This is a genomic window from Streptomyces sp. NPDC002640, assembly GCF_053592575.1.
The window spans coordinates 37298-62907 of sequence record NZ_JBSFVZ010000021.1 but is presented as its reverse complement, the minus strand read 5'-3'; the positions used below and the strand labels follow the sequence as shown (position 1 = coordinate 62907).

At 73.1% G+C, this 25610-nt stretch carries 25 protein-coding genes and 3 pseudogenes; 14 read left to right on the top strand and 14 right to left on the bottom strand.

The features are described from left to right. Positions 1-48 precede the first annotated feature (48 nt). The gene (locus ACWD3O_RS25220; protein WP_451417446.1) at positions 49-825 is read left to right on the top strand and encodes a Type 1 glutamine amidotransferase-like domain-containing protein; all 777 of its coding nucleotides are present in this window, start codon (positions 49-51) and stop codon (positions 823-825) included. A gap of 105 nt (positions 826-930) precedes the next feature. Here ACWD3O_RS25220 and ACWD3O_RS25215 read toward each other — a convergent pair whose 3' ends face one another. Next, positions 931-1998, bottom strand: coding sequence for a glycoside hydrolase family 43 protein (locus tag ACWD3O_RS25215; RefSeq protein WP_451417445.1), 1068 nt, complete (start codon positions 1996-1998; stop codon positions 931-933). Between the two features lie 349 nt (positions 1999-2347). Here ACWD3O_RS25215 and ACWD3O_RS25210 point away from each other — a divergent pair, with 349 nt between their 5' ends. From ACWD3O_RS25210 to ACWD3O_RS25200, 3 genes and pseudogenes are all read left to right on the top strand, one after another. Further along, positions 2348-2521: a hypothetical protein gene (locus tag ACWD3O_RS25210; RefSeq protein ID WP_451417444.1), complete on the top strand. Its 174-nt coding sequence runs from the start codon at positions 2348-2350 to the stop codon at positions 2519-2521. A gap of 120 nt (positions 2522-2641) precedes the next feature. After that, a pseudogene (locus tag ACWD3O_RS25205) lies at positions 2642-2773 on the top strand (transposase family protein); the annotation flags it as partial. 148 nt (positions 2774-2921) lie between these two features. Continuing rightward, entirely contained in the window at positions 2922-3881 is a 960-nt protein-coding gene (locus tag ACWD3O_RS25200) for a phosphotransferase family protein (RefSeq protein WP_451417443.1), read from the top strand. 83 nt (positions 3882-3964) lie between these two features. On the opposite strand, the gene ACWD3O_RS25195 is transcribed toward ACWD3O_RS25200, so the two are convergent. The 3 genes and pseudogenes from ACWD3O_RS25195 to ACWD3O_RS25185 all read right to left on the bottom strand — a co-directional run bounded on the left by ACWD3O_RS25195 (position 3965) and on the right by ACWD3O_RS25185 (position 6320). Then, positions 3965-4441, bottom strand: coding sequence for a lamin tail domain-containing protein (locus ACWD3O_RS25195; protein WP_451417442.1), 477 nt, complete (start codon positions 4439-4441; stop codon positions 3965-3967). A 437-nt stretch (positions 4442-4878) separates the two neighbouring features. Next, positions 4879-5163, bottom strand: a pseudogene (locus ACWD3O_RS25190) (hypothetical protein); the annotation flags it as partial. Beyond that, on the bottom strand, positions 5133-6320 hold the full coding sequence (locus ACWD3O_RS25185; RefSeq protein WP_451417441.1) for an FAD-dependent oxidoreductase: 1188 nt from the start codon (positions 6318-6320) through the stop codon (positions 5133-5135). The gene ACWD3O_RS25185 and the pseudogene ACWD3O_RS25190, both read right to left, overlap by 31 nt. Before the next feature lie 142 nt (positions 6321-6462). Here ACWD3O_RS25185 and ACWD3O_RS25180 point away from each other — a divergent pair, with 142 nt between their 5' ends. Next, positions 6463-7044: a TetR/AcrR family transcriptional regulator gene (locus tag ACWD3O_RS25180; RefSeq protein ID WP_451417440.1), complete on the top strand. Its 582-nt coding sequence runs from the start codon at positions 6463-6465 to the stop codon at positions 7042-7044. 10 nt (positions 7045-7054) lie between these two features. Here ACWD3O_RS25180 and ACWD3O_RS25175 read toward each other — a convergent pair whose 3' ends face one another. Beyond that, positions 7055-8677 carry a hypothetical protein gene (locus tag ACWD3O_RS25175; RefSeq protein WP_451417439.1) on the bottom strand — a complete coding sequence of 541 codons (1623 nt, stop codon included), beginning with the start codon at positions 8675-8677 and terminating at the stop codon, positions 7055-7057. Next, positions 8674-9432, bottom strand: a complete 759-nt coding sequence (locus ACWD3O_RS25170; RefSeq protein ID WP_451417438.1) for an ABC transporter ATP-binding protein — start codon at positions 9430-9432, stop codon at positions 8674-8676. Before ACWD3O_RS25170 ends, ACWD3O_RS25175 begins: the two co-directional genes overlap by 4 nt. 138 nt (positions 9433-9570) lie before the next feature. Between ACWD3O_RS25170 and ACWD3O_RS25165 the strand changes: the two genes are divergently transcribed. Continuing rightward, entirely contained in the window at positions 9571-10389 is an 819-nt protein-coding gene (locus ACWD3O_RS25165) for a DUF2785 domain-containing protein (protein ID WP_451417437.1), read from the top strand. A gap of 46 nt (positions 10390-10435) precedes the next feature. On the opposite strand, the gene ACWD3O_RS25160 is transcribed toward ACWD3O_RS25165, so the two are convergent. Further along, a complete protein-coding gene (locus ACWD3O_RS25160; protein WP_451412321.1) occupies positions 10436-10945 on the bottom strand; it encodes a MarR family winged helix-turn-helix transcriptional regulator in 510 nt (169 codons plus the stop codon). A gap of 72 nt (positions 10946-11017) precedes the next feature. On the opposite strand from ACWD3O_RS25160, the gene ACWD3O_RS25155 reads away from it, so the two are divergent. Beyond that, positions 11018-13150 (top strand): MMPL family transporter, encoded by a 2133-nt coding sequence (locus ACWD3O_RS25155; RefSeq protein ID WP_451417436.1) that lies wholly within the window; start codon positions 11018-11020, stop codon positions 13148-13150. Between the two features lie 98 nt (positions 13151-13248). Here the strand turns inward: ACWD3O_RS25155 and ACWD3O_RS25150 are convergent, their stop codons facing one another. Beyond that, positions 13249-13854, bottom strand: coding sequence for an N-acetyltransferase family protein (locus ACWD3O_RS25150; RefSeq protein ID WP_451417435.1), 606 nt, complete (start codon positions 13852-13854; stop codon positions 13249-13251). Positions 13855-14136: 282 nt separating this feature from the next. On the opposite strand from ACWD3O_RS25150, the gene ACWD3O_RS25145 reads away from it, so the two are divergent. Further along, on the top strand, positions 14137-14319 hold the full coding sequence (locus ACWD3O_RS25145) for a hypothetical protein (RefSeq protein ID WP_451417434.1): 183 nt from the start codon (positions 14137-14139) through the stop codon (positions 14317-14319). Between the two features lie 54 nt (positions 14320-14373). Here ACWD3O_RS25145 and ACWD3O_RS25140 read toward each other — a convergent pair. Beyond that, positions 14374-15578: pseudogene (locus ACWD3O_RS25140) on the bottom strand (cytochrome P450). Positions 15579-16021: 443 nt separating this feature from the next. Here ACWD3O_RS25140 and ACWD3O_RS25135 point away from each other — a divergent pair. After that, the gene (locus tag ACWD3O_RS25135; RefSeq protein WP_451417433.1) at positions 16022-16462 is read left to right on the top strand and encodes a hypothetical protein; all 441 of its coding nucleotides are present in this window, start codon (positions 16022-16024) and stop codon (positions 16460-16462) included. 230 nt (positions 16463-16692) lie between these two features. Here the strand turns inward: ACWD3O_RS25135 and ACWD3O_RS25130 are convergent, their stop codons facing one another. Beyond that, positions 16693-17367 (bottom strand): CGNR zinc finger domain-containing protein, encoded by a 675-nt coding sequence (locus ACWD3O_RS25130; RefSeq protein WP_451417432.1) that lies wholly within the window; start codon positions 17365-17367, stop codon positions 16693-16695. 61 nt (positions 17368-17428) lie between these two features. Between ACWD3O_RS25130 and ACWD3O_RS25125 the strand changes: the two genes are divergently transcribed. From ACWD3O_RS25125 to ACWD3O_RS25110, 4 genes are all read left to right on the top strand, one after another. Further along, positions 17429-18202 (top strand): AzlC family ABC transporter permease, encoded by a 774-nt coding sequence (locus tag ACWD3O_RS25125; RefSeq protein ID WP_451417431.1) that lies wholly within the window; start codon positions 17429-17431, stop codon positions 18200-18202. Then, positions 18199-18498 carry an AzlD domain-containing protein gene (locus ACWD3O_RS25120; protein WP_451417430.1) on the top strand — a complete coding sequence of 100 codons (300 nt, stop codon included), beginning with the start codon at positions 18199-18201 and terminating at the stop codon, positions 18496-18498. The genes ACWD3O_RS25125 and ACWD3O_RS25120 overlap by 4 nt, the downstream gene beginning before the upstream one ends. Before the next feature lie 198 nt (positions 18499-18696). Next, positions 18697-19167, top strand: coding sequence for an NUDIX domain-containing protein (locus ACWD3O_RS25115; protein ID WP_451417429.1), 471 nt, complete (start codon positions 18697-18699; stop codon positions 19165-19167). Then, complete coding sequence (locus tag ACWD3O_RS25110) at positions 19160-19483, top strand: hypothetical protein (protein WP_451417428.1); 324 nt, start codon at positions 19160-19162, stop codon at positions 19481-19483. Before ACWD3O_RS25115 ends, ACWD3O_RS25110 begins: the two co-directional genes overlap by 8 nt. 66 nt (positions 19484-19549) lie before the next feature. Here ACWD3O_RS25110 and araD read toward each other — a convergent pair whose 3' ends face one another. Continuing rightward, positions 19550-20323 (bottom strand): L-ribulose-5-phosphate 4-epimerase AraD, encoded by a 774-nt coding sequence (gene araD, locus ACWD3O_RS25105; RefSeq protein ID WP_451417427.1) that lies wholly within the window; start codon positions 20321-20323, stop codon positions 19550-19552. 349 nt (positions 20324-20672) lie between these two features. Between araD and ACWD3O_RS25100 the strand changes: the two genes are divergently transcribed. After that, positions 20673-21710, top strand: coding sequence for a LacI family DNA-binding transcriptional regulator (locus tag ACWD3O_RS25100; protein ID WP_451417508.1), 1038 nt, complete (start codon positions 20673-20675; stop codon positions 21708-21710). A gap of 154 nt (positions 21711-21864) precedes the next feature. Here the strand turns inward: ACWD3O_RS25100 and yjfF are convergent, their stop codons facing one another. Genes yjfF through ACWD3O_RS25085 form a run of 3 tightly spaced genes read right to left on the bottom strand, consistent with a single transcriptional unit; the run spans position 21865 to position 25555 of the window. Continuing rightward, positions 21865-22887 (bottom strand): galactofuranose ABC transporter, permease protein YjfF, encoded by a 1023-nt coding sequence (gene yjfF / locus ACWD3O_RS25095; protein WP_451412331.1) that lies wholly within the window; start codon positions 22885-22887, stop codon positions 21865-21867. Beyond that, positions 22884-23999 (bottom strand): ABC transporter permease, encoded by a 1116-nt coding sequence (locus ACWD3O_RS25090; RefSeq protein WP_451417426.1) that lies wholly within the window; start codon positions 23997-23999, stop codon positions 22884-22886. Before ACWD3O_RS25090 ends, yjfF begins: the two co-directional genes overlap by 4 nt. After that, positions 23996-25555, bottom strand: a complete 1560-nt coding sequence (locus ACWD3O_RS25085; RefSeq protein ID WP_451412333.1) for a sugar ABC transporter ATP-binding protein — start codon at positions 25553-25555, stop codon at positions 23996-23998. The genes ACWD3O_RS25090 and ACWD3O_RS25085 overlap by 4 nt, the downstream gene beginning before the upstream one ends. Between the last annotated feature and the right edge of the window lie 55 nt (positions 25556-25610).

Here is a 25610-nt window from a genome sequence, read left to right as displayed (position 1 = left end):
TTGCGCCTTCCCGCCGACCACGGCGGGCGTGAGAAGCGGAGTGTGGGGATGAAGAGCGGTCGGGCGGGGACGCGGGTCCATCTGATCGGTGGTGGCCGGGACGAGGCCCTCGCGCCGGTGCTGTACGGGCCGTTCCTGCGGGACGCCGGGGACGGGGCGCGGGTCGGCTGTCTGCTGGTCGACGAGGGCGACGGCGACGGGGAGGCGCAGTTCGCCCGGTTCTCCGGTGTGCTGACGCGGAGCGGGGACTGTGTGCCGGTGCCGCTCCTGGTGCCGGTCGGGGGACGTTTCGACGCGGGCCTGCTGGACGGCGTGGACGCGTTGTTCGTGGGCGGCGGGCTGACCCCCGCCTACCAGGAGGCGCTGGCCGACTGCGGCAAGGAGCTGCGGGAACTGCTGGCCGGGCGCGCGGTGCCGTACGCGGGTTTCTCCGCGGGGGCCGCCGTGGCGGCGCGGAACGCGGTGGTGGGCGGCTGGCTCGACGACGGGGTGCCGGTATGCCCCGAGGACTGCGCGGAGGACCTGGAGGAGGTCGACGTGCGGCCCGGGCTGGGGCTGGTCCCCTTCACCGTCGACGTGCACGCCGCCCAGTGGGGCACGCTGCCGCGGCTGGTGTCCGCCGTCCGCCGGGGCCTGACGACGCGCGGGGTCGCGCTGGACGAGAACACGGCGCTGCGGGTCGCCTGGGACGCGGACGCGGACCCGCATGCTCCGGTTGCCCGGGTCGAGGGCGCCGGTTGCGCCCACCTGGTGCTGCGTGAGGCGGACGGCGACGGGGTGGTGGTCCGCGCCTACCGACCGGGAGCCGTCCTGCCCGCCCTGTGACCGGCTTGCCCGCCCGGCGCACGGGGGCCGGGCGGGCAGGCGGGCCTGGCCGTCACCCCGGTCCGGTGGCCGGCCGAGCTCCTCCTGCCCGCCGGGCCGGCACGGTCACTCGAAGAACTTGAGGCTCCACCCGGTGTCGGCGGTCGGACCGGGGACGTTGGCGCGCCGGTACGTGGTGTTGCCCCACCAGCAGAACGTGCCGGTGTACCAGTACCGGTTCTCCCAGGCGTACGGGGTGCCCTTCGGCACCGCGTGGAACATGAGGGGGAACGTGGGCCCGGCGGGCGGGCTGGTCGCGATGTCCCCGTCGAGCAGGACGAAGGTGTGGTGGCCGGGCCCGTCGACGTGGAGGGTGGGGTCCCAGCCGGACATCATCGTGGACCGGTTGGAGCCGAACAGGCAGCCGTTGGACTTGTACCAGTCCCACACGTAGGTGGGGTCGCCGCCGGCCCGCAGCCTCAGGTCGGCCAGGCAGTACTGGTCGCTCCAGCTTCCGTTGGCGGAGTACACGATGTGCAGCTGCCCGTTGGGGTCCTTGATCGCCTCGGGGCTCTCGTTGATGTAGGGATTGCCGACGACCCGCTCCCAGCCCTCCCGCGGCTGGGAGATGATGTGGCGGCCACCGGTGGGGGTGGTCGGGCTGCTCATGCGGGCGATGTACAGGTTCTGCTCGACGTTGGTGTCGCCGGCCCAGCCCGACCAGACGAACCACCGCTGACCGTTGAAGGTGAACAGCGTCCCGTCAATGGCCCATTTGTCCTCGGGCAGGGCGAGTTTCGTCTCGGCGGTGTAGCCGCTGTCGGGGCTGGTGGAGCTGATCACGTACATCCGGTGGGCGGATCCGCGGCCGGCCGTGAAGTAGATGTAGTAGCGGCCGCCGTCCCGCACGATCTCGGGGGCCCACACCTCACCGAGGTTCCGGGTGTCCGACCAGACCTGGCGGGCGGTGGCCGCAGCGAGCCCTCCGGTGGACGAGGCCTGCCGCACGGCGATACCCGCGCCGGTGGACTGGACGGCGATGTAGGTTCCGCCGACCCGCAGAACGCTGGGGTCCGCGCCGCGGAGGGCCGTCTGCCCGGCCTCGGCGGTGGGGGCGGACGTCAGCGACAGCGCGAGGGCCAGGACGAGGGAGAGGGCGAAGGCTGCTGCGCCCGACGTCCGAGGAAGTCTCATGGCTTCCCTTTCTTCCGGTGGGGGGGGTGGCGAACAATGCCTACCCACGCCAGGTGCGTGCACATGTCAATCACGCCCCCGGTTGACCGTTACGCGCTGGCGCGCGATGTGAGGTCGCGTCCGGCTGTTCGGAGCAGGCGAACTGAGATACTCCGGCCATGGATGCCGGGGTGACGGGAAACGGGACGCGCTCGGGCGTGGCGGCGCCTGCGGGGAGCATGCCGGCGCACGCCGCGGGCTGGGGGCTGCGTTCCGCGGTGTCAGCGGACGTCGAGGTGCTCGCGGAGTTGCGGGCCACGGTGATGCGTGCGGACTTGCAACGCCGCTCGGATCCGCTGCGCTGCGCACGGTGTTGGAGCGGACCGACGCGCAGGGCGAGACCATGGGCCTGAACGTCCTGCAGGGTAGCGCTGCCCGTCGGCTCTACGAGCGCCACGGATTCGTCGTGGAAGCCCAGGATCCGATCGACGTCTTCATGGTGCGCCCACCGGGGGCGATGGCCGGCACCGCGGGGGAAGCCTGACCTGCGACGGTACTTCGGCCCGGCACCGGCCGCCCGCCGCCCGCCGCCCGCCGCCCGCCGCCCGCCGCCCGCCGCCCGCCGCCGCGCAGCATCTCGCCGCTCACGCCTGTACGGCACGGCCGCTCCACGGTCTCCCGTGCCGTCGGCGAGGTCCGCCCGCTGCCGGCGGCACGCGGCTTCGCGGTCCCCGACCGCCCCGGGGTGCGGCTGCGCACGCCGGCCGACGTGTTCGCCCGCGCCGGGGCCGACGGCCAGGGCGCCTGCTGTGGTCCCAGGCTCCGCAAGCCGAGCGCCGAACCGGTACTCGCCCAGCAGGCAGCTCGTTGCTCAACCATCAGCCGAACCGCCAGGCCAGCACGCCACGACCTCAACCGCGGACCGAGTCGTTAGTCTGCCGGGCATGACGGACGACATCCTCAACCACCGGGGCTGGTCCGGCACCCGCGCCTGGGTGGAGCGGAGCCTCCCCGCGGGGCACCGCGTCCGCGCGGTGAGCCCCTTGCGGGGTGGCTGGACGTCACGGATGCTGCGCCTCGACGTCGAGGGCGACCACGGTGCCCTGCCGCTCGTGCTCCGCTCCTTCGTCAAGCCGTTCTTCGTGCGGCACGCGCTCGGTCTCCTGACGAGGGAGGCGGACGTCCTGCTGCTCCTCGCCGACACCGACGTGCCCGCCGCGCGCCTGCTGGCCGTGGACGCCGCAGCCGAGCACTGCGACCACCCGTCGCTGCTGATGACCTCGCTTCCGGGACGCCCAAGGGTGCACGGGACGAACATCGAGCGGCAATCCGTGCTGCTGGCGCGACAGTTGGCCCGCATCCACGCCCTGCGTGTTCCGGCGGGGGCCAGGCCTCGCACCTATCAGGCATGGACCGACCCGAAGTCGGTGCGGCTCCCGGAGAAACCCGCGCGACCGGAGGTGTGGCGGCATGCGGTGGACGTGATCCGGCGCTCGGCCCCCGCGTACGGCCCGTGCTTCCTGCACCGGGACTTCCACCCCGGCAACGTCCTCTTCACGGGCGACGAAGCCGAGTTGGCGATCTCCGGTGTCGTGGACTGGGTGGAGACCTCCTGGGGCCCGGCCGACCTGGACGTGGCCCACTGCTCCACCGCGCTCGCCCTACTCCACGGGGTGGAGGCCGGGATGCGGCTGGCCGACGACTACACCGCGGCCGGCGGGACCCTCGACGAGGACCCCGCCGGCCATCTGTACTGGCGCGTGCTGGATGCCCTGGCCTTCGCACCGGACGCGGAGAAGGTCGCCGTGCCCTGGCGGGATCTGGGGCGGAAGGACCTGACCCCGGATGTCCTCACCCGGCGCCTGGAGCGGTATCTGCACGCGCTCCTCGCCCGGTACGGCTGACGTCGGCCCGTGCCATGCGAAAGCGCCGGCCGCACCCCGGGCGAGAGGGGTGCGGCCGACGCTTCCGACTGCGGACCTGGGGGTCAGCGGCGTCCTCCGCGGCCCCAGCGCTCGATGTCGACGGTCCGGCCGCGGAAGTCCCTCAGCACGGCCGTGTCGGAGTGGTTGTCCCACATGTAGTTGCGGCGGTCCATGTAGACGTGGCCACGGCCGTCACGGCCGACCCCGGTGTGCACGATCACGGAGGAGCGGGCGGGCACCCGGACGTCCCCGAAGCGGAAGGTGCGCCGCTCGTCGTTGCGCAGGGTCCAGCCCCGCAGGTTGACGGAGTCCCGGCCCGTGTTGGTGAGGCGGATGATCTCGCCGTTGAGCGAGCGGTTCGAGTGGTCGTCACGGCCGGGGCTGTTGGCCTGCACCCCGGTGATGCTCACCGAGGGGCCGCGGCGGTCGCGGTGGTCGCGGTCACGGTGGTCGTCGGCGGAGGCCGGCATCGCGAAGGCACCGAGGGCGGCAGCCGCGGCGAGGGTGCCGGCGGCCAGGCGGCGGAAGTTACGAGACAAGAATCGCTCCTTCGTGCTGGCCCCGGCCGACGGGCGGCGACCCGATGGCCGGGGCTGTGTGCGTTCCCGGCGGGACTGCCGAGGACCCACATCCTGCCGCCGCGATCGGGGCGAAAAAGGGCCGTATCAGACGCTGTTACCAATCACGGATATTCGCGTTACTTCCCTATATGCCTCACAATCTCACTCACACGGGTGAGACCGGGAGTTACCTTCCGAATGCATCGATACATCCGGCGCCGGGGCAGAAACGTATCTCCCGGAGGCGGGGCAACGCATGACCCCACCTCCCCCGATCCCTCACGACCCTGTTACCGGAGCTCCGCATCGCACTGAACACCTGAGCCCGTCGGCCGTACGGATCGAATGCGCGACCGACCGTTCCGAGGCCAGGCGCCCGCTACAGGCTGCGGGCGCTGATGTCGCCCTTCGACGTCGCCCAGGCGGCCGATGGTGATGTCGCCGTCCACGACGGTGAGGCGGACGCCGGCGGTCTCGTCCAGCTTGACGGTCGCCTGCCGGCCGTCGAAGGCGACGTCGCCGAGGCGTCCGACGCCCCGCAGTTCGGCGCTGGCCGCCTTCGCCTCGACCCGCGAGCCGGCCGGCAACTGGACGGTGACCTCGACCGTGACGTCGGCGCGGTCGGCCGCGATGAGCTGGATGCGGCCCGCCGGGATGTCGAGGACGGCGGTCACGGGCGCGGAGGTCGCGGACTCCTGCATCGTTCTTCGGCGGTCTGCGGCGGTCTCCAGTCGGCGATGCCCTCGAAGCTGCGCAGGAAGAAGGCCGGCCCGGTACGGGACACCGCGGCGACTACGGCGTTGCGGAAGGCCACCGCGGGGCGGTTGCGGAGCATGGAGAGACGCCCCGCGCCGACCGCCTTGCGCACCAGGGCGGACGTCCGCGGCAGCCTGGCCGCCGTGTACGCGGAGAGGTCGTCCAGGTGGTGGGCCAGCACGACGGCGTCCTCGATGGCCTGGTTGCCGCCCTGCCCCAGGGACGGCGGCATGGCGTGCGCGGCGTCGCCGACCAGCGCGACCCGGCCCCGGTGACAGGCGGGCAGCGGTCGCCGGATGTGGTGGACGTCGTGGCGCAGGACGTCCTCGGGGCGGGCGGCGGCGATGACGGACGGGATCGGGTCGTGCCAGTCGCCGAACAGCCGGCGCAGCTCGGCCTTCTCGTCGTCGGCGGCGCGTCCGCCGGCGGGGGCGAGGGCCGCGGCGTACGCGTAGACCCGGCCGTCCTTGAGGGGGTGGGTTCCCCACAGGCGGCCGCGCCCCCAGGTCTCGTGGGAGGCGAACCGGGCGCCCGGCACCGGGATCATGACCCGCCAGGTGGTGAAGCCGGAGTACACGGTCCCGGGGTGGTCCGGGAACAGTGCGGCGCGGACGCGGGAGTGGATGCCGTCGGCGGCCACGACCAGGTCCGCGGTGAGGTCCCCGTCGGGGGTGGTCACGCGGGCGGGCCGGTCGGCGTCGCCCGGGTCGGCGAGGGAGGCCGGGCAGGAGGTGCGGATCACGCCCGCGGGGAGCCGTGCCGTCAGGATGTCGACCAAGGCGGCGCGGGGCAGCAGGACCAGGGGGTCGCCGAAGCGCTCGGTGACCACGGAGACGTCGGTCCGGGCGAGCCACCGGCCGGCCGGGGTGCGCATGCCCCCTTCGCCCTGCCAGGCGGCCAGGGCCCTGACCTCGTCGCCGACGCCGATCACGTCGAGCGCGGCCAGGGCGTTCGGCGCGAGGGAGATGGCGGCCCCGACCGGCGTCAGGGAGGGGGCGCGCTCCAGGACGGTCACCTCCCGCCCGGCCCGGCTCAACGCGACGGCGGCGGTCAGACCGCCGATTCCGCCTCCGACGATCAGTACGCGCGAGGACTGTGACATGGCTGTTCCTCCCTCGGTCCCGGCCCCCGGACAGTGGCCGGGACAGGGACCGGGACCCGGACCCGGACCGGCAGGGAACTACATCCGTAGTGCCCCGACTCCGAAGTTACTACAGGAGTAGTGAGGCCGGTAGGTTGGCGGCATGCCCGCACCGATGTCCCGTGCCCTGCTCGTCGCCGACACCGCGCTCGCCCTGCTGGCCGAGCGCGGCATGCGAGGGCTGACGCACCGGGCGGTGGACGAGGTGGCCGGCCTTCCGCACGGTTCCACCTCGAACGTCGCCCGCACCCGGCTGGCGCTGCTGGAGCTGGCGGTCCGCCGGCTGGCCGAGCGGGAGGCCGGGGTCCTGGCCGTCGACGAGATGCCGGATCCGCTGCGCGGCTGGGAGCAGCTCGTCGATGCCTTGGCGCTCGCGGTGCACCGCTCCCTGACCGGCAACCGTGACCTGCTGGTCGCCCGCTACGAACTCGCCCTGGAGGCGACGCGCCGCCCCGAGCTGCGCGCATACTTCGACGCGGCCGGTGCCCGCTTCCGGGAGGTGGCGACCGCCCTGGTCGCGGGGCTGGGTTCGCCGGAGCCCGCCCGGCACGCGCTGTCGCTGGTGGCCTGGGCGGACGGCGTGATGTTCTCCTGCGCCGCGGGCTCGTACCACGCGGACCCGCCGGACCTGGACGCGCTGCGGAAGGACCTGCGGGAGCTGTTCGTCGGGATGCTGGGCGGCTGAGCGCCCGCCGTCAGCCGCCGTGCCGCCGTGCGGCGCGCCCGGAGGGTCCGCGCGGGGAACCCGCCTCCCCCAGCACCATGGCGTTCAGCAGCATGGGGCCGCGCCGGGCCAGCAGGCGTTCGGTGAGGGCGGGGGCCGAGGACAGCGCCGCCAGGGCCAGGAGGAGACCGGTGAGGGAGGTCGCCCACCACGCCCCCGCGGCGGCGCCCACGGCGCCGGGGAGGACCGCGGCCAGGAGCACCGCCGGGAAGATCGTCATCTGGCCCCCGGTCGGGTCACCCGCTCGCTGGCCCGGATACACACGGGCGCGCGCGTCGGTGCCCACGGCGGGCATCACCACGGCCAGCAGCGGCGCTCCCACGCTCCCCACCGCCGCGGCGGCGATCGCCCCGAACACCGCGGCGTTCCCCAGGGGCGAGCCGGTCACGGCCCACAGGACGCCTGCCAGCACGACCGACGGCACCCCGAACAGCAGCCCCCACGCGACCGTCCGCCCGCGCACGTCGGCCCGCAACGCGCCCGGTGTGACGAGTAGTTGCCACAGTGCGGTGCCGTCCAGGGCGTAGGTGTTGATCGCCACCATGGCTCCGAACACGGCCAGGGCGGGACCCGCCGCCGGCAGCGCCCAGTACCAGCCGGTGGCCGCGACGATGAGGGCCATCAGCAGGGGTGTCAGCCAGGCGCTGCGCAGTTCCACGCCGCGCGCGGGGTCGCGGAACCAGGTGGCGAGCTCCCGGGAGACGACCGCGGACACCTGGGCGGGAACCAGGGGCAGGCGCCGGCCCTTGCCGGGGGCGGTGGGCCGGGGCGGGGTGGCCCGGCGCGGCGGTCTGCGCAGGGCGCGGGCGGTGAGGGCGATCCAGGCGAGGTGCAGCAGAAGGCCGCAGATCAGCAGACCGGCCAGCGGCGCGAGGACCGCGCCCGGCCCGAGGCCGTCGCGGGCGGCGAGGGCGGCGCGGTACCCCCAGCCGGTGGGCAGGGCGGCCAGGACGTCGACCACCGGTCCGGGCACGACCCCGAGCGACGGTGCGACGAAGGTGGTCCGGCCGTCGCCGAGGCGAGGGAGCAGCCAGGCGGCCACCGGCACCCATCCGGCGAACGACACGGCGAGCATGGCGGCCGTCTGGACCGCCGCCAGGGTGATTCCCGCCCGGGTCTGCAGCAGGCCGGCGGTCAGCACGGCCACGGTCCTGCCGGCCCAGAGGAGGAAGTAGAGCTGGGTCAGGACGGACGTGACGGTGATCGCCGTGGCGGCCGTTCCGCCTGGTGCCGCGAGGATCGGCAGGGAGGCCAGACAGACGAGGGTGATGACGGGCCCGACGCCGAGGAGTTCGGTCCACGACAGGGAGCGGGCGAGCCGCCACGGCCGGACCGGATACCCGCGCAGCCACGCGAGGGGGACGACCGAGGGATCGTGGCGGGGCTGGACCAGGGGCCCGAGCAGCCACATGCCGCCCCACACGGTGAGCGCGATCGCGATCCAGCCCTCGTGCAGCAGTTCCCGCGCCGAGGCCCAGGCGGCCGCGACGACCAGGGCGGCCAGGACCAGCCCGCCGACCAGGCCGAAGCCGCGTTCGTCGTGCGGGCCGTTGCGGAGGAGGCGCAGTTTCAGCGCGAGCAGCGTCCGCGTCACGCCAGCCACTCGAGCGCGCGGACCGGGTCGGCGCCCACCAGTTCCACGAAGCGCCGGTTGAGGGTCGTTCCGGCGGCCACGTCCTCGACCGTCCCCTCGACCAGGACGCGTCCGCCGGCCACCACGGCGACCCGGCGGCAGTTGCGCTCGACGAAGTCCATGATGTGGCTGGACATCACCACGGTGCCGCCGCCTTCGACGTACTGCCTCAGCACGTGCTCGATGGAGTGCGCGGACACCGGGTCGATGGCTTCGAAGGGCTCGTCCAGGACCAGGACGCGGGGCCGGTGCAGCAGGGCGAGCGCCAGGTTGATCTTCTTGCGCATGCCGGTCGAGTACTCGACGATCAGCGTGCGCGGGACGGCGTCCAGCCCCAGGATCTCCAGCAGGTCTGCCGCCCGGGCCCGCCAGCCGTCGTCCAGACCCCGCAGCCCGGCGGCGTACCGCAGGACCTCGGTGGCGGTCAGCCGCTCGGGCAGGGACAACCCGTCCATCATCACGCCGAGTTGGGCCAGGGCGGCCTCCCGGTCGGTGGCGAGGTCGTGCCCCGCGATCCTGATCCGCCCCGAGGTGGGCTGCCGGAGTCCGCACACGGCCGTCAAGCTGGTGGTCTTTCCCGCGCCGTTGGGGCCGACGATGCCGTAGAACATGCCCGCCGGAATGGTCAGGCTGAGCCGGTCGACGGCGAGCGAGGTGCCGAACCGCTGGGTGAGGTCCGATATCTCGACGGCGGGAACGCTGGACGAGTCGGGCACGGGTGGCACTTTCCTGATCGGGACGGAGGGGCAACTGGGGCGCACTCGATCATCGTGCAGAAGGGACCGGCACCGGAAGTGATTTCCGGCCGGAAACCCGATCACGGCTCCGCGCCGGGCGTGTGGGAGTCTGACGGCATGACTGATGACCTGGTCGACTGGCCGTCGCTCGCGGCGGACGGTTTCCGCCGGCCCGCCGGGGTTCCGGCGTCCCGGCTGGCCGTCGAGGTGTCGGTCATGCTGGCCTCGCCCGATCCGGTGATCCGCGACGACCGCGCCTACACGGCGGCCGCGCGATGGATCAGGGAGGGGCATCTCGACGAGGTACTCGAGGAGTTGGGCGACTCGGCCGCCGACCGGTTCGCGCATGCCGAGGTGCAGGCCAGGACGTTCGCGCCGCTGACGCTCTCCCTGGTCCTGTCCCGGGAGGCCGTGGTGCCGGGGCTCCTGACCACGGCGGCCGTCACGCGGTGGTACGAGGCGTTCGCGGCCTGGTACCCGGTGGAGGCGGACACCCGTGGCTGGGACGCGGAGCTGGGGTGGCTGCACGCCGTGGCGCACGGCGCGGACGCCGCCGCGGCGTTCGCCAAGGTCCTGCCCCGACGCCGTCCGGACCTGCTCGAGTTGTGCGCCCGGCGGTTGACGGCGCCGGACGTCCCGTACCGCTACGAGCAGTTGGAGGACGCGCGTCTCGCCCGGGCGGTCACGCGGATCCTCGCGGGCCCCGGGCTGGGGCGCGAGCAGGCCGTCGGATGGCTGGACGTCGTCACCCGGGCCTTCGAGGGCGGTGGGCCGGGCCCCGTGCCGGTCTGGGCGTTCAACACCTTCGCCACCCTGCAGTCGCTCCATCTGCACCTGACGCGGGGCATCGCGGACGAGGGCGTTCCCCCGCACGCCGAGGCGGTCGCCTCCCGTGTGGCCGACGTCCTGCGGCTGCCGTACCACTGGCTCGGCTGAGCGGGAAGACCCCGCGACGGCACATTCGGCGCAAGGGCGGTGCCGCTCACGGAGGGTCGCGGCGCAGCCGGGCGAGCTCCGCGTTCATCTCGGCCAGGAAGTGGACGACGACCGTCAGCTCCTCGGTGCTGAAGCGGCTCCGGGCGGCATCGGTGCTCCGGGCCAGTGGCCGGAAATAGTCGCTCGCGAGCGCACGGGCCGGCGCCGCGTAGTGCAGGTGGACCACGCGGCGGTCGCCGGCGTCCCGGACCCGGCGGATGTGCCCGGCCCGCTCCAGCCGGTCCAGGCAGGCGGTGACCGCGCCGGACGTGAGGTTGAGCTGCTTGCGCAGCCGCCCGGGCGTCATGGGGCCGGCTTCCTCCTCGGGGTCCGCGTCGGCGTCCAGGATCGCGATCAGTGCCTGCATGTCGGTGAGGTGCAGGCCGTGCGCCTGGGCGAACTCCTGGGCGATGCGGTTGAACTCGCTGTTCATCCGGCGCAACAGAACGGCGAAGGCCTGCAACCCGGTGGGGTCGTCCGCCGGAAGAGATGCAAGGGGCACACCGGAACCGCTCATCCCCCCACCTTAGTACCTCTCGATGATTGAGATACTTTATGAGTGAGTTACTTCCTCCACGATGGGATTCGCATGAGTACCGCACCGCGACGGGCCCGCTGGCTCGTCCCGCTCGTCCTGCTGCTCGTCTGGCTGGGGGTGGGCGGCACGCTCGGCCCTTACGCAGGCAAGCTGGGCGAGGTGGCCACCAACGACCAGGCCTCCTTCCTGCCCCGTAGCGCCGAGTCCACCCGCGTTCTCGACGCCGGCGCGGCGTTCGACCGGTCCGAGAGCGTGCCGGCCATCGTGGTCTGGACCGCGGACGGGGAGCGGCTGTCGGAGGACCTGCAGGCCGAGGCCACCCGCGCCGTCGCCGCCCTCGCCGGCCGGCCCGGAGTGGTGGACCGCCCCTCCCCCGCGCTGCTCTCCGAGGACCGCGAGGCGATGCAGGCCGTCGTCCAGCTGGCACCCGACCTGGAGGACGAGCTGCCGACCGTCCTCGCCGCCATCGACAAGGCGGCCGAGGGCGTGCCGGGCACCACGGCGCAGATCGCCGGCCCCGCGGCGAGCCAGGCAGACCTGTCGGACGCCTTCGCGGGCATCGACGGACTGCTGCTGGGCGTGGCGCTGGGCGCCGTCCTGCTGATCCTGCTGCTGGTCTACCGCAGCGTGCTGCTGCCGTTCCTGATCATCCTGGGGTCGGTCTTCGCCCTGGGCGTCGCGTGCGCCGTGGTGTACGCGCTGGCGGACCGGGACGTGCTCCGGGTCGACGGCCAGGTTCAGGGCATCCTCTCCATCCTGGTGATCGGCGCCGCCACCGACTACGCCCTGCTGCTGGCCGCCCGGTTCCGTGAGGAACTCGCCCTGCGCGGCGACCGCTTCGCGGCCGCGGCCGCCGCGGTGCGCCGCTCGTTCGGCGCGATCACCGCCAGCGCCCTGACCGTGGCGCTCGGCCTGCTGGCACTGCTCGCCAGCGACCTCACCAACAACCGCGCGCTGGGACCGGTCGGCGCGATCGGCATCGCCTGTGCCGTGCTCACCACGCTGACGTTCCTGCCGGCCGCGCTGGCGCTGATGGGCCGCACCGCCTACTGGCCGTCCAGGCCGAAGCCGCCGGAGGAGACCGCCGAGGGCAGTGGCGTGTGGCGCCGGGTCGCCAGGACGGTGGACGGCAAGCCCCGCCGCACCTGGGTGGTGACGGCACTCGTCCTGACCGCCTGCGCCGCCTTCGCACCGTCCCTGTCCTCCCGGGGCGTGCCGCTCGACGAGATCTTCGTCAACGACGCGCCGTCGGTCGCGGCGCAGCGCACGCTCGGGGAGCACTTCCCCGGCGGCTCCGGCAACCCGGCCGTCATCATCGCCGACGCCGACCGCACCGCCGAGGTGACGGCCGCCGCCCGGGACACCGACGGCGTGGCGGACGCCGGCGCCGTCTCCGCCTCCGGTCGCCCCGGGGCGGGCAAGCCGCTCGTGGTGGACGGACGGGTGCGCATCGACGCCACCCTGGAGGCCACCGCCGACAGCGACGCGGCCAAGGCGACGGTCGAGCGCCTGCGGGAGCGGGTCCACGCGGTTTCCGGCGCCGACGCGCTGGTCGGCGGGTACACGGCGCAGCAGTACGACACGCAGGAGACCGCGGCCCGGGACCGGGCGGTCATCGTCCCGATCGTGCTCGCCGTCATCCTGCTGATCCTGATGGCGCTGCTGCGCTCCCTGCTGGTGCCGGTGCTGCTGGTGGCGACGGTCGGGCTGAACTTCCTGGCCACGCTCGGAGTCTCCGCGCTGGTCTTCGAGAATCTGCTCGGCTTCAGCGGCACGGACGCGTCGGTCCCGCTGTACGGCTTCGTGTTCCTGGTGGCGCTCGGCGTCGACTACAACATCTTCCTGATGTCCCGGGTGCGGGAGGAGGCGCTCGCCCACGGCAACCGGAAGGGCGTGCTCCGCGGCCTCACCACCACCGGCGGTGTGATCACCTCGGCGGGTGTGGTGCTCGCCGCGACGTTCGCGGCCCTGATGGTGATCCCGCTGGCCTTCCTGGTGCAGATCGCCTTCATCGTCGCCTTCGGTGTGCTGCTGGACACGCTCGTGGTCCGGTCGCTGCTGGTGCCCGCGCTGGTGATCGACATCGGCGAGCGGGCGTGGTGGCCGAGCGCCCTCGCCAGGAAGGGCTCGGCCGGGAACCGGGCGGCCGAGGCTCCGTCGACCGAACGGGCACTGACCGAGTAGCACGGCCCGCTGCCGCACTGCCTGGTCACCGGGCGTCCGTCCGCCTCCTCGGCGGACGCCCGGTGGTGCGGTCGCACCCTTCCCGGCGGCGCGGCAGGTCAGCCGCGCCGGCGGAGGTCGAGCATGCAGAGGACCTTGTCGTAACGGTGCTCGCCTACTGCGACGAAGTCGGGCAGACGGCCGTACTCGGTGAAGCCGAGCGTCCGATACAGGTGCAGGGCATGGGCGTTGTCGCCGCGCGCGTCCAGGGTGAGGACCTCGATCCCCGCCTCCCTCGCGTCGTCGATCAGGGCTGCGGTGAGGGCCCGGCCGACGCCCTGACCGTGGGCGGCGGCATCCACCGCGATCTTCTCCAGGTCGGCGTGCGGCCTATGGGTCGGGCGGGCGTGGCGGAGCCAGTACCCCAGGCCGACCAGCCGACGGCCGAGGTACGCGAGGCGCAGGGCCGCGTCCCCGGCCCGCACCGCGGAGACGACCTGGCCGAGGAGTTCCGCCACCTCGTCCCGCGAGGGCGGTTCCACCCACCCCAGCGCGGCGCCTCCGCGGACCAGGTCCGCCAGGATCCGGTGGGCCGACTCCGCGAACCGGGCCTCCAGCTCAGGCTCGGAGGCCAGCGCGAGGGCGTCCAGGACGGCCGGCTCGGTACCCCCGCCGCCGCCACTGACGCAGGTCACGCTGCTCCGGCTGGTCACTTCGTTGGTCATGGCCCGCTTCACGACCGGCAGCCTAGGCCAGGCCGCTGCCCGCGTGCTCTGCCGTCCGGCTCCGGGTCCGAGGCGGAACCTCGGCCGGCAGAGCACGGCCGGCGTCGGCCTGCGTCGGCCTGCGTCCGGGTGCCCCACGGTCACCGCGCTGTGCACGGTCGCCCGGTCTCGGTGGCCGGGACGAGCGCGGGGAGGGCGGTCACGACCAGCCGGGCGTCAGGGTGTCGTCAGTACTTCCCCGGCAACCGCCGACCAGCCCGACCGCACCCTTACAGTGCGACCATGAGCCGACACGACGGACGTCTACCGTTCGACCACCGCGTACGGCGTTGTTCGGTCGCGCTGTTCGCCGGCGCCTCGCTGGCCAGCGTCCTCGCGCTGGCGCTGGGCAGCGTGTGGCTGCTCGGCGCGGGCGCGTGGCTGCTCATCGCGGCCTTCCTCCTGGAACTCGTCTACCGCCCGTGACCGGCCAGGATGTCGCCGCGGTGGGCTGTCCGTTCCGTCTCCCCGCCGTCCGGCCTACCAGGCGACGGGGAGGCCGACGGGGAAGCGCCGGATGGTCGCCGAGTCCCAGCGCACGTCGCTCGCGGGGATCGTCAGCCGCAGCCCGGGGAACCGCTCCACCAGCCGTCCGACGGCCACCTCCAGTTCCGCCATGGCCAGGGGCACGGCAATGCAGCGGTGGCCGCCCCAGCCGAAGGCCATGTGGGGCTGAGGGGTGCGGTCCGGGTCGAGGGTGTCGGGGTCCGCGAAGCGCTGCGGGTCCCTGTTCGCCGTCAGGTACGACACGTGGACGAAGTCGCCCGCGCGGATCCGCACCCCGCCGAGCTCCACGTCTGCCAGTGCCCGCCGGGGAATGCCGACGCCCTTGCGGAAGGGGATGAAGCGCAGCAGCTCGTCCAGGACGACGGGCAGGGTTTCCGGTCGGCTCTGCAGCCGGCGCATCAGCTCCGGGCGGGACAGCAGGAGGTAGACGATGTTGCTGATCTGGCAGCTCGCGGTGTCGTGCCCGCTGAGCATCAACGTCAGCGCCATGACGGATGCTTCCGCGTCGTCGAACGCGCTCTCGCCGTCCTTCGCCGTGACCAGGGCGCTGACCAGGTCGCTGCCTGGGCTTCGCCGCCGTGCGTCGACCAGGTCGTCGAAGTACGACCGCAGGGCGGCCTTGGCGTCGGCCGCGGCCCGACGGCTCTTCTGGCCGGTGGCGAGCATCCGGTGGGCGTACTCCTGCATCCGGGGCCGGTCGGGGTGGGGGACGCCGAGCAGTTCGCAGATGGTCTCCTGCGGCAGCCGGTCCGACAGGTGCCGCACCACATCCGCCGGCGGCCCCGCCGCGGCCATCTCGTCGAGGAGGCCGTCCGTGAGCTCGGTGATCGCACCACGCATCCGTTCCACGCGTCGAGGGGTGAACGCCTGCGATGCCAGCCGCCGCAGCCGGCTGCTGCGGGGTGGATCGAGCACGTTGACGGACTCCGGTGAGACGATCGGCTCCGGTGTCAGCCGCGGGTAGTCACCGTCCATGATCCCCGCCCGGCTGAAGCGAGGGTCGGTGGTCACCTGCCGTACGCCGTCGAATCCGGTGACCAGCCAGGCGTCGGCCTCGCCGTACGGGAGCCGGATGGGGTGGGGGAAGGGCGGGCCGCGAGTGTCGCGAGCGAGGGGTCGAACTCCAGCGCCTCGCTGAAATCGAACGGGCAGGTGATTGCTTCATCGAGTTCGGTCATCGAGTGCAGCTCCGGTCGGTGCGAGAACGACAACCACGGCAGGCACGGCGGAAGCGGCCACCTCCGGACGTTGCCGCAAAGGCCTTCTACGCGCCGCGTCCGGGCCGGACACCTGCTGACACCCTGTTTGACCTGTTCGGGTGAAGCGGATGTCGGGGATGCGCGGGGTCGCGAAGCCCGTCCTGTGGGTTGCCCCGGCGGAGGTGGCGTTGCCGGGTACACGCCGACCGTGGCGGGCCAGGTCGCCGCACACCGCATAGTCCTGGCCGAGCTGCCCGCTCAACGCGATCCGGAGGCGGCGCCCTCCCCACCCCTTCGAGAGAGACCGCCAGTTCCGGTGCTTGCCCGTGATCGGATGCGGCACCCCAACCTGCCCGGACGATCATCTGGTATGGCAGCTCGGTGCTACTTTGACCGGAATCGTGGGAGGGGTAGGCGAATCCGTGGACAGGGACCTGCGGCGTGCGGTCGTCGTGACGCTTGGCGAACTGGGGCGAAGCGATGACTGGCGGGACCGAGCGGATGCCGGTCACGGCCTGGCAGGGTTCGCCGAGATGCAGGAGGCCGTGGAACCGCTGTTGCAGCTCGTGCTCGATCCTCGTGACACCTTTGTCACCCGGCGGACCGCGGAGGGCTTGCTCCGGCGAAAGGACAGGGCCGGACTGGCGATAGTCGCGTCCGCACTGGCAGTCGCCAACGACAACCAAGCCGATTGGATCCACACCGCGGTTGTCGATGTCTTCAGCCTCTTCTCTGAGGATCTGGACGAGGCGCTGCGGCTCTGCGAGGAGATGTCCGGCGACGCCGACGCTCGTGTTGCTCGGGGGGCCCGCCGGCTGCACGAGGGGCTTGCAGCGATCGATCCGGTTTTTCGCCCCGCGTAGCAAGGGCGATCGCCCTTGCTAGACGAGGTGGCGTGCGCTCCAGTTGCTGCCGATGACGGGTCCGTCCCTGGCGGCTTCGGGCAGGACGTGTTCGGACCAGGTGTGCCGTCCGTCGCGAAATATGCTGGGCCTCTGCCCTCGCCCCCCGGACTGCGCTTCGGGAGCCGCGGGGAGCCGTATCTCCTGGGCCTGGGTGGACGTCCGGGAGGTGGCGCGGCGGGTGGGGAGGGTCAACTTCCCTGGCGGGTACGGGCGTAGTGGCGCCGCGCACGGTCCCGGTTACCGCAGTCTCCCGCGCTGCACCAGCGCCGGGTGCCGTTGCGTGAGCGGTCGAGGAAGAACCAGCCGCAGCCGGTGCCTTCGCACCGCCGGACCCGGTCCAGGGCGTCTCCGCCGAGGAGGGCTTCGGTCCGCAGCGCCAGCTTGTGCCGGAGGCCGTCGAGGCTGTCGAGATCGGGCTGCCAGCGCAGCGGGAAGGAAGGGGGCAGCGCGGAAGCCTGGCGGACCTGTGTCAGGGCCCGGCGCAGGGCGTCCCATTCCCCGGCAGGGGGCTCCGCGTCGTCCACGAGGGCGTCGAGGACCGGCAGGAGTGCGGCGCGCAGGTCCACGAGCGCCGCGGTCGCGGTCTCGGCCTGTGCGGGAACCGCCGCGGCGGCCCGGAGTACGGCCTCGGCGTGCTCGCCGGCGCCGATCAGCCCGGCGGTGACCGCCCAACGCGCCCACCCCTCCGCGCCCTTGACGCGGTCAACCGTGCGGGCGGGGTCCAGACGCCAGGCGACGGTGTTGGCGAAGTCGAGCACCGGGTGTCCGCCCACCAGGGTCACACCGGGTCCGTGGAGGCCGCCGGGGGCGGTGTGTGGCCGGGTCGCGGGAGTGGGGAGGGCGGTCGGCTGCTGATTCGTCACACTCGTATCGTAGTCGGCCGTCTAACAGCCATAAGCGGTTACGGCTGTTAGGTTGGAGGGTATGGACAGTCCTCGCACGGCGGACGCCGCCGCTTCGGCACGAGCCGGCTTCGTCTCCGGGTTACGGACGGGTTCGGGTCTGGCGGCCGCTGCCTTCCTCCTCGCCGTCAGTTTCGGTGCGGTCAGCGCCTCGCAGGGGTGGGGGCATCTCGCGCCGGTGATCTGCTCGATGGTCGTCTTCTCGGGCTCGGCCCAGTTCGCCCTGCTGGCGACCCTGGGGTCGGGCGGCGGTGTGGTGGGCGCCGTGACCTCGGCGGCGTTGATCAACAGTCGGTTCGTGCCGATGGGCATCGCCGTGGCCGGCGATCTGCGGGGCGGCCGGTTGCGGCGCGCTCTGGAGGGTCAGGCGGTGGTCGACGGGTCGTGGGCCGCCGCCCATCGCGGCGGCGGGCGGTTCGACCGGTACGTGCTGTTCGGGGCCACCGCGGTGCAGTGGCCGGCCTGGGTGGCGGGGACGGCGCTCGGGGTGGCGGTGTCCCCCGACCCCGATCTCCTGCACCGGCTGGGGCTGGACGTGCTGACGCCGGCGCTCTTCGTGGCGCTGCTGTACGAGGAGGTACGCCGGGAGCGGGGCAACCGGCTGCCGGCGTTGTTGGGAGCGCTGATCGCGGCCGGTCTCGTCGCCTTCCTGCCCACCGGGCCCGCTCTCGTCGGCGCGGCGCTGGCGGCGCTCGTGGCCCTGGTCCGGCGGACCGGGCGGACGGTCGTCCGGCCGCCTGCATCGGCCGAGGCACCCGGTCGGCCCGTCCCTTCCGACGAGGGAGGTGCACGATGACCCTCTGGCTCGCCATCGGCGCCGTCGCCGTCCTCAGCTTCACCTGCAAGGCCTTCGGTCCCGCCCTCTTCGGCGGACGCGCGCTGCCCGCGCGGACGCGGGCGGTGATCGCCCTGACCGCACCGGCGCTGCTCGCCGGCTTCGTCGTGGTGGACGTGCTGGGTCCTCGCTGGAGTGCGGTGGACCTCACCCTGTTCGCCGGGCTCGCGGTCGTCCCGGTGCTCGCCCGATGCCGGGCCCCGCTTCCGGTGTCCCTGGCGGCCGCGGTCGCCGTGACCGCGCTTCTCCGGATGTGAGAGGGCGATGTCGGCGACCAGGGCCGGCACGACACAGCGAACGAGTCCTGGCCCGCCGTCGTGGCGGCCGCGACGAACTCAGCTCGGCGGTGGTCCAGTTGGAGTCCGGCGGCGCGCGACGACGGCGTGACACAAGTCCCCTGCGGCCGGCAGAGGCCGGCAGGGGCTGGCAGGAGCCCGGCGTGCTTAGCATCAGGGGTGGATTCGACGCACCGGCCCGCCGCACGGGTCATCTGCCTGGACGCCGCTCACCGCGTGCTGCTGCTGCGGTGGCGCGACCCGTTCGACGGCGCCCGGTTGTGGGAGCCGCCCGGCGGGGGCATCGACCCCGGCGGGACCCCCTTGGCGGCGGCGCGGCGGGAACTGGTCGAGGAGACGGGACTCGATGCGGGGGCCGTGATCGACCGGTCGGTGCCGGTCGACCGTGACGTGCGGTGGAACGGCAAGCGGTACACGGGGACCGAGCATTTCTTCCTCGCCCGGTTCACCGGCGAGCGACCGGCGCCCGTGCGGACGGGGCTGATGCCGGACGAGCAGGTCGCCCTGCAGTCGTACGCCTGGGTCGCTCGGTCGGAGCTGGACTCCCTGCGGGATCCGGTCGAGCCGCCGAGCCTGTTGTCCGTGCTCCGGGAGCTGGTTCCCGACGGGCCGTGGGGCTCCGATGGGTGACGGGGTGTCCGCCACCGGGACACGTCGGGGCGGCCCGGCGCTGGTGCGGGTCGTGGAGACCTGTGCCGCCGCCCCGTCCCAGTGGGACGCCTGGACGGAGGACGGCCAGTACTTGTACCTCCGGTACCGGCACGGCGAAGGATGCGTCGAGCGGCACCCCGGCCCCGACGTCGAGGACACCGCGGAGTCCTGGGACGAGTGCCTGTCGGAGGTGCTGGTCGCGTGGGACGACGGCACGGGCCGGAGCAGGATCGGCCTCAGGGACTTCCTGGCCGCCGCCGGGCTGCGTCTGGCGCCGGACGCGGTGGTGGTCTGAGGGGGTGCGGGACCGCCCGACGACGTCCGGCGGCGGGCGGTCACCGGTCCGGACCGGCGGCAGGTGTCACCCGCCGACGCCGTCTCCCGCCGGCTCCGCGGCTCGGGCGACGGGCGTGGCCGGCGCGTTGCCGTAGTAGGCACCGGGGCCGTGTTTGCGGGTGTAGTGGCGCTCCAGGAGGTGGGGCGGGGGCTCCGGGGCGGCGCCGAGGCGGGCGCCGAGGGCGAGGGTGTGGAGGGCCATCTCCGCGACGGCCTCGCAGACGACCGCGTTCTCCAGTGACGCGGTGGCCGTCGGCCCCCAGGTGAAGGGGCCGTGGCGGGAGACGAGGGCGCCGGGGACCTCCTCGGCGCGCCGGGGGTCGTCGCCGAGCATCGAGACGATCACCTGCCCGGTGTTGAACTCGTAGTCCACGGCGCACTGTTCGGGCGTGAGGTCCTCGGTGACGGGCACGGGGCCGTTGAAGGTGTCGGCGTGGGTGGTGCCCAGGACGGGGATGGGCAGGCGGGCCTGGGCGAAGGCGACGGCGTGGGTGGAGTGCGTGTGGGTGACCCCGCCGATGAAGGGGAACGCCCGGTAGAGGCACCGGTGGGTCTCGGTGTCGGTGGACGGCCTGAGGCGCCCCTCGACCACCCGGCCGTCGTCGAGCGACACGACGACCAGGTCCTCCTCGGTGAGGTCGGCGTAGGAGACCCCCGAGGGCTTGATGACGAAGACCCCCGCCTCCCGGTCGACGCCGCTGACGTTCCCCCAGGTCAGGGTCGCGAGACCGGCCTCGGGTATCCGGAGGTTGGCCGCCAGGACCTCGCGGCGCAGGGTCGTGAGGGGAGTCTCGTGCACTGGGCTCTCACTGTCCTTCCAGGGGCGGCGGCAGCTTCCCGGGTGCGATCCGCCGATCACACGAAATGCTGCGCCGATATGGGTGGCCCCAGAATTGTGAGCGCTAACATGTCGTGGACTCAAGGGTGAGGACGAAGTTGGGGCCGGGCGATGCCGTGGTTGGCTGAGATCATGATGTGAACGCTCGCAGGAGCGTTCGCACGGTGGCCTGCGGGCCGGCTCACACCCCAGGAGGCCGTTGTCCGCACCCCGGGGAGGCCGCACGGCGCGGGACGGCGCCCCCGGGCGAACCGCAGTTGAGGAAGGAAAGAGATTGTTCCAGGTACCGGACGGCTCCAAGGCGCCGACCATGGCGGACGTCGCCCGGGTCGCCGGCGTGTCGCACCAGACCGTCTCGCGTGTGCTCAGCGGCCACCCGAACGTCAGCGCCAAGACCCGCGCCGCGGTGACGGAGGTGGTCGAGAGGCTGGGCTACCGCCGCAACTCGGCGGCCCGGGCGCTCGCCACGCGGCGCACGCACACGCTGGGGGTCATCGCGGTGAACACCACGCTGCACGGGCCCGCCAGCACGCTGGCCGGTGTGCAGGAGGCGGCGCAGGAGCGGGGCTACCTGACCACCGCCGTGACACTGCGGGCGGCCACCGAGGAGGTGCTCAACGAGGCGGTGCAGCACCTGGTGGGGTGGGGCGTGGAGGGGATAGTCGCCATCACCCCCTGGCGCGACGCGGTGCGGGCGCTGGCGGCGCTCGAGGCGCCGTGCCCGGTGGTCACCGTGGAGGGCGGTCACGACCTCGACCTTCCCGGCGTCGCGCTGGACCAGCACCTCGGGGCGCGGATGGTGACCGAGCACCTGCTGACGGCCGGTCATGCCACCGTGTGGCACGTGGCGGGTCCCGCCGACTGGCTGGAGAGCGAGGCCCGGACGGCCGGGTGGGAGGCGGCGCTGCGGGACGCCGGGGCGGAGGTCCCGCCGTTGCTGCGGGGCGACTGGAGTCCGCTGTCGGGTTACCAGGCGGGCCAGCAGCTGGCGGGCCGGGTGCTGGCCTCGCCGGCCCAGGGAGGCGGCCTCACCGCGGTGTTCGTCGCCAACGACCAGATGGCGCTCGGGGTGCTGCGCGCGTTCCGCGAGGCGGGGCTGGATACCCCGGCGGACGTGGCGGTGGCCGGGTTCGACGACATCCCGGAGGCGGAGTTCTTCCCACCGCCGCTGACGACGGTGCGGCAGGACTTCGCCTCGCTCGGGCGCAGCAGTATCGGGCTGCTGCTGGAGCACATCGAGGGCACGGCGGAGGGGACGACCCACCTGACGCTCGCCCCGGAGCTGATCGTCCGCGCCAGCACGGCGCGTCGGCGGGCGGCGACGGCCGGCAGAACGGCGGCGGACTGACCGGCGTGTTGAAGAGCGCGCCGAAGAGCGTACTGAAGGGGCGCTGAAGTGCGCGCCGAAGGGCACGGACCGAACGGCACACCGCAGAGCGCCGCGCGGCCCGCTGTGGTGTGGGCCGCGCGGCGTGAGGCCGGCCGGGGAGGCAGCCGTGGCCTCAGTCGGCGGCGCGGCGCCCCGTCATCAGGCGCTGCAGGACGATGAAGACCAGCAGCAGGCCCCCGATGACGATCCGGGTCCACCAGGAGCTCAGCGTGCCCTGGAAGTTGATGACCGTCTGGATCATGCCGAGGACGAGGACGCCGAGGGCGGTGCCCAGGACGAAGCCGGAGCCGCCGGTGAGCAGGGTGCCGCCGATGACGGTGGCGGCGATGGCGTCCAGTTCCATGCCCATGGCGTGCAGGGCGTAGCCCGACAGCATGTAGAAGGTCATCAGGACACCGCCCAGCGCGGAGCAGAGGCCGCTGATCGCGTACACGGCGACCTTGGTCGGGCCGACCGGGAGGCCCATCAGCCGTGCGGACTGCTCGTTGCCGCCCAGCGCGTACACGCCGCGGCCGAACCGGGTGTGGTGGAGCACCACGAAGGCGGCGAACAGGACGACCAGGGCGATGACCACGGAGACGGAGACGAAGAGGCCTCCGGCGCCGTAGAGGCGTGCCTGGGCGATGCCGGCCGTGGTGGGGTCGTCGATGGTGATGGACTCGGTGCTGATCGTGTAGCAGAGGCCGCGGGCGAGGAACATGCCGGCCAGGGTGACGATGAAGGGCTGGATCTCGAAGGTGTGGATGATCCATCCCATGAGCGCTCCCCCGCTCGCACCGATCGCCAACACGAGGGGGATCACGGCGCCGAGCGACCATCCGTGGTGCTCGACCAGCGAGGCGGTGATCATCGTGGAGAGGGCGACCATGGAGCCGACGGACAGGTCGATGCCGCCGGTGAGGATCACGAAGGTCGCCCCGACCGCCACGACCAGCAGGAAGGCGTTGTCGATCAGCAGGTTGAGGACCACCTGCGCGGAGAAGAAGCCCTCGTAGCGCAGCGATCCCACGGTGAACATCGCCAGCAGCAGGACGGCCGTGACGAGGAGGGGGACGCGGTTTCCGGCGCGCCGGGAGCCGGTGCGGCCGAACGGGCGTGTGAACCGCGCGGCGGCGTTCGCGATGCCGGTGCTCATGCGCGGGCCTCCTGGTGCTCGCCGGCGGCGGCCGCCGTGGTGTCGGTGCGTGGGGTGGGCGCCTTGTCCCGGCGGGACACCTTGGCCCGGAAGGCCGGGGACTGCACGAGGCAGACGACGATGACCACGAAGGCCTTGAAGACGAGGGTGGTCTCCGGCGGGACGCCGAGGGTGTAGACGGTGGTGGAGAGGGTCTGGATGATCATCGCGCCGAGGACCGTGCCGCCGAGGGAGAAGCGGCCGCCGGTGAGGGCGGTTCCGCCGATCACGACGGCGAGGATGGCGTCGAGTTCGATCCACAGTCCGGCGTTGTTGCCGTCGGCGGCGTTCACGTTGGAGCTGATCATCAGGCCGGCGACGGCGGCGCAGAGGGCACTGAAGACGTAGACCAGGGTGAGCAGGCCGGCGGCGCGGATCCCGACGAGGCGGCCCGCCGCGGGGTTGCCTCCGACGGACTCGATGAGCAGGCCGAGGGCGCTCCTGCGGGTGACGACGGCGGTGAGCGCGACGACGGCGGCGGCGAGCAGGACGGCGAAGGGGAGGGTGAGCCAGTACCCGCCGCCGATCAGGTGGTAGGCGTCGCTGCTGACGGTGATGATCTGGCCGTCGGTGATCAGCTGGGCCACGCCGCGGCCGGCGACCATGAGGATGAGGGTGGCGACGATGGGCTGCACGCCCAGCCGGGCGACGAGCAGGCCGTTGCAGAGGCCGAGGACGACCGCCACCGCGAGGGCGACGGCCACGGCGGTCAGCGCGGTGCCGGCGCCGCCGGGGTCGTCGGAGGTCGCGATGTGTTCGCAGGCGAGCGCGCCGGCGATGGCGACGGTGGAGCCGACCGAGAGGTCGATGCCCCGGGTCGCGATCACCATGGTCATGCCGAGGGCGACCAGGGTCAGCGGCGCGCCGAACTGCAGGATGTCGACGAGGCTGCCGTAGAGGTGTCCGTCCTGCAGTCGGATCGAGAAGAAGTCGTGGGTGAAGGCCAGGTTGCCCAGCAGCAGGGCGATCAGGACGAGCGCGGGCCACAGCAGCCGGTGGCCGGCGAGCCGCCTGAGGTGGCCGGGCCGCGGCGGGGCGCCGAACGCCGGGGCCTTCGGGGGCCGGTGGGTCATGAATCCGCTCCGGTGGCGATGGTGGCCAGAATGCGGTCGGGGGTGACGCTGTCGTCGTTGACGAGGGTGGCCACCATGCGGTGGTCACGGAGGACCGCGACACGGTGGCTGAGGCGCAGCACCTCCTCGAGTTCCGCGGAGATGAACAGGACGGCGGTGCCGTCGGCGGCGAGGCGGGCGACCAGTTTCTGGATCTCGGCCTTGGCTCCGACGTCGATGCCGCGGGTGGGCTCGTCGAGGATCAGGAGCCGTGGTTCGGTGAGGAGCCAGCGGGCGAGCAGGACCTTCTGCTGGTTGCCGCCGCTGAGGTTTCGGAGCTGGGCCTCGGGGTCGGCGGGCCGGATGTCGAGGGCGTCGATCCAGCGCCGGGTGAGTTCGTCCTGGCGGGCGCGGGAGAGGGGGCGGGTCCAGCCGCGTGCGGCCTGGAGTGCGAGGACGAGGTTCTCGCGGACCGTCAGTTCGGCGAACACGCCTTCCGCCTTGCGGTTCTCCGAGCAGAAGGCGATCCCGCGGGCGATGGCGTGGCGCGGGGTGCGCAGGCCCACCGCCTCGCCGTCGACGGTCACCTGGCCGGCGTCGGCGCTGTCGGCGCCGAACAGCAGCCGGGCGGCCTCGGTGCGTCCCGACCCGAGGAGTCCGGCGAGGCCGATGACCTCGCCGGGGTGGACGTCCAGGTCGTACGGTTCGACGGATCCCTTGCGCCCGAGGCCGCGGGCGCGCAGGAGCGGTTCGCCGGTGGCCCGTTCGGCGGCCTCCTCGTGGGCCTGCTCGGAGAGTTCGTCGAGGGTGGCCAGTTCGCCGCCGATCATGCGCTGCACCAAGGTGACGGGGGTGAGCTCCTCGACGGCGTACTCACCCACGAGGCGCCCGTTGCGGAGCACGGTGACGCGGTCGCAGAGGTCGAAGACCTGGTCCAGGAAGTGGGTGACGAAGAGGATGGCCACGCCGCGGTCCCGCAGGCGGCGGACCAGGGTGAAGAGCTGGGCGACCTCCTCACGGTCGAGGCTGGAGGTGGGTTCGTCGAGGACCAGCACCTTGGCGGATACGTCGACGGCCCGGACGATGGCGACCAGTTGCTGGACGGCGAGCGAGTGGGAGCCGAGCGGGGCGGAGACGTCGAGGTCGAGGTCGAGCTCGGTGAGGAGTTCGGCGGCGCGCCGTTCGAGCGCCGACCAGTGCACCAGGCCGAACCTGCGGGGCTCGCGTCCGATGAGGATGTTCTCCGCCACGGAGAGGTTGGGGCAGAGGTTGACCTCCTGGTAGACGGTGCTGATGCCCGCCTGCTGGGCCTGGAGGGGGTCGGAGAACGTCCGGGGCCGGCCGTCGACGAGCAGGGTGCCCTCGTCGGCCGGGTGGACACCGGTGAGCACCTTGATCAGGGTGGACTTGCCGGCACCATTCTCGCCCATCAGGGCGTGGACCTCGCCGGGCAGGAGCCGCAGGGCGACCCCGTCCAGGGCGATGACGCCCGGGAACTGCTTGCGGATGCCGGTGGCCTCCAGGACCGGTCGCCGCCGGTCGGCGGCCGGGCTCCGCGGGGTGGACGGGGCTGCCATCCGCCCTCCTCTCACTGTCGTGACGGGGTGCCGGAGGAGGCGGTGGCGCGTGCCT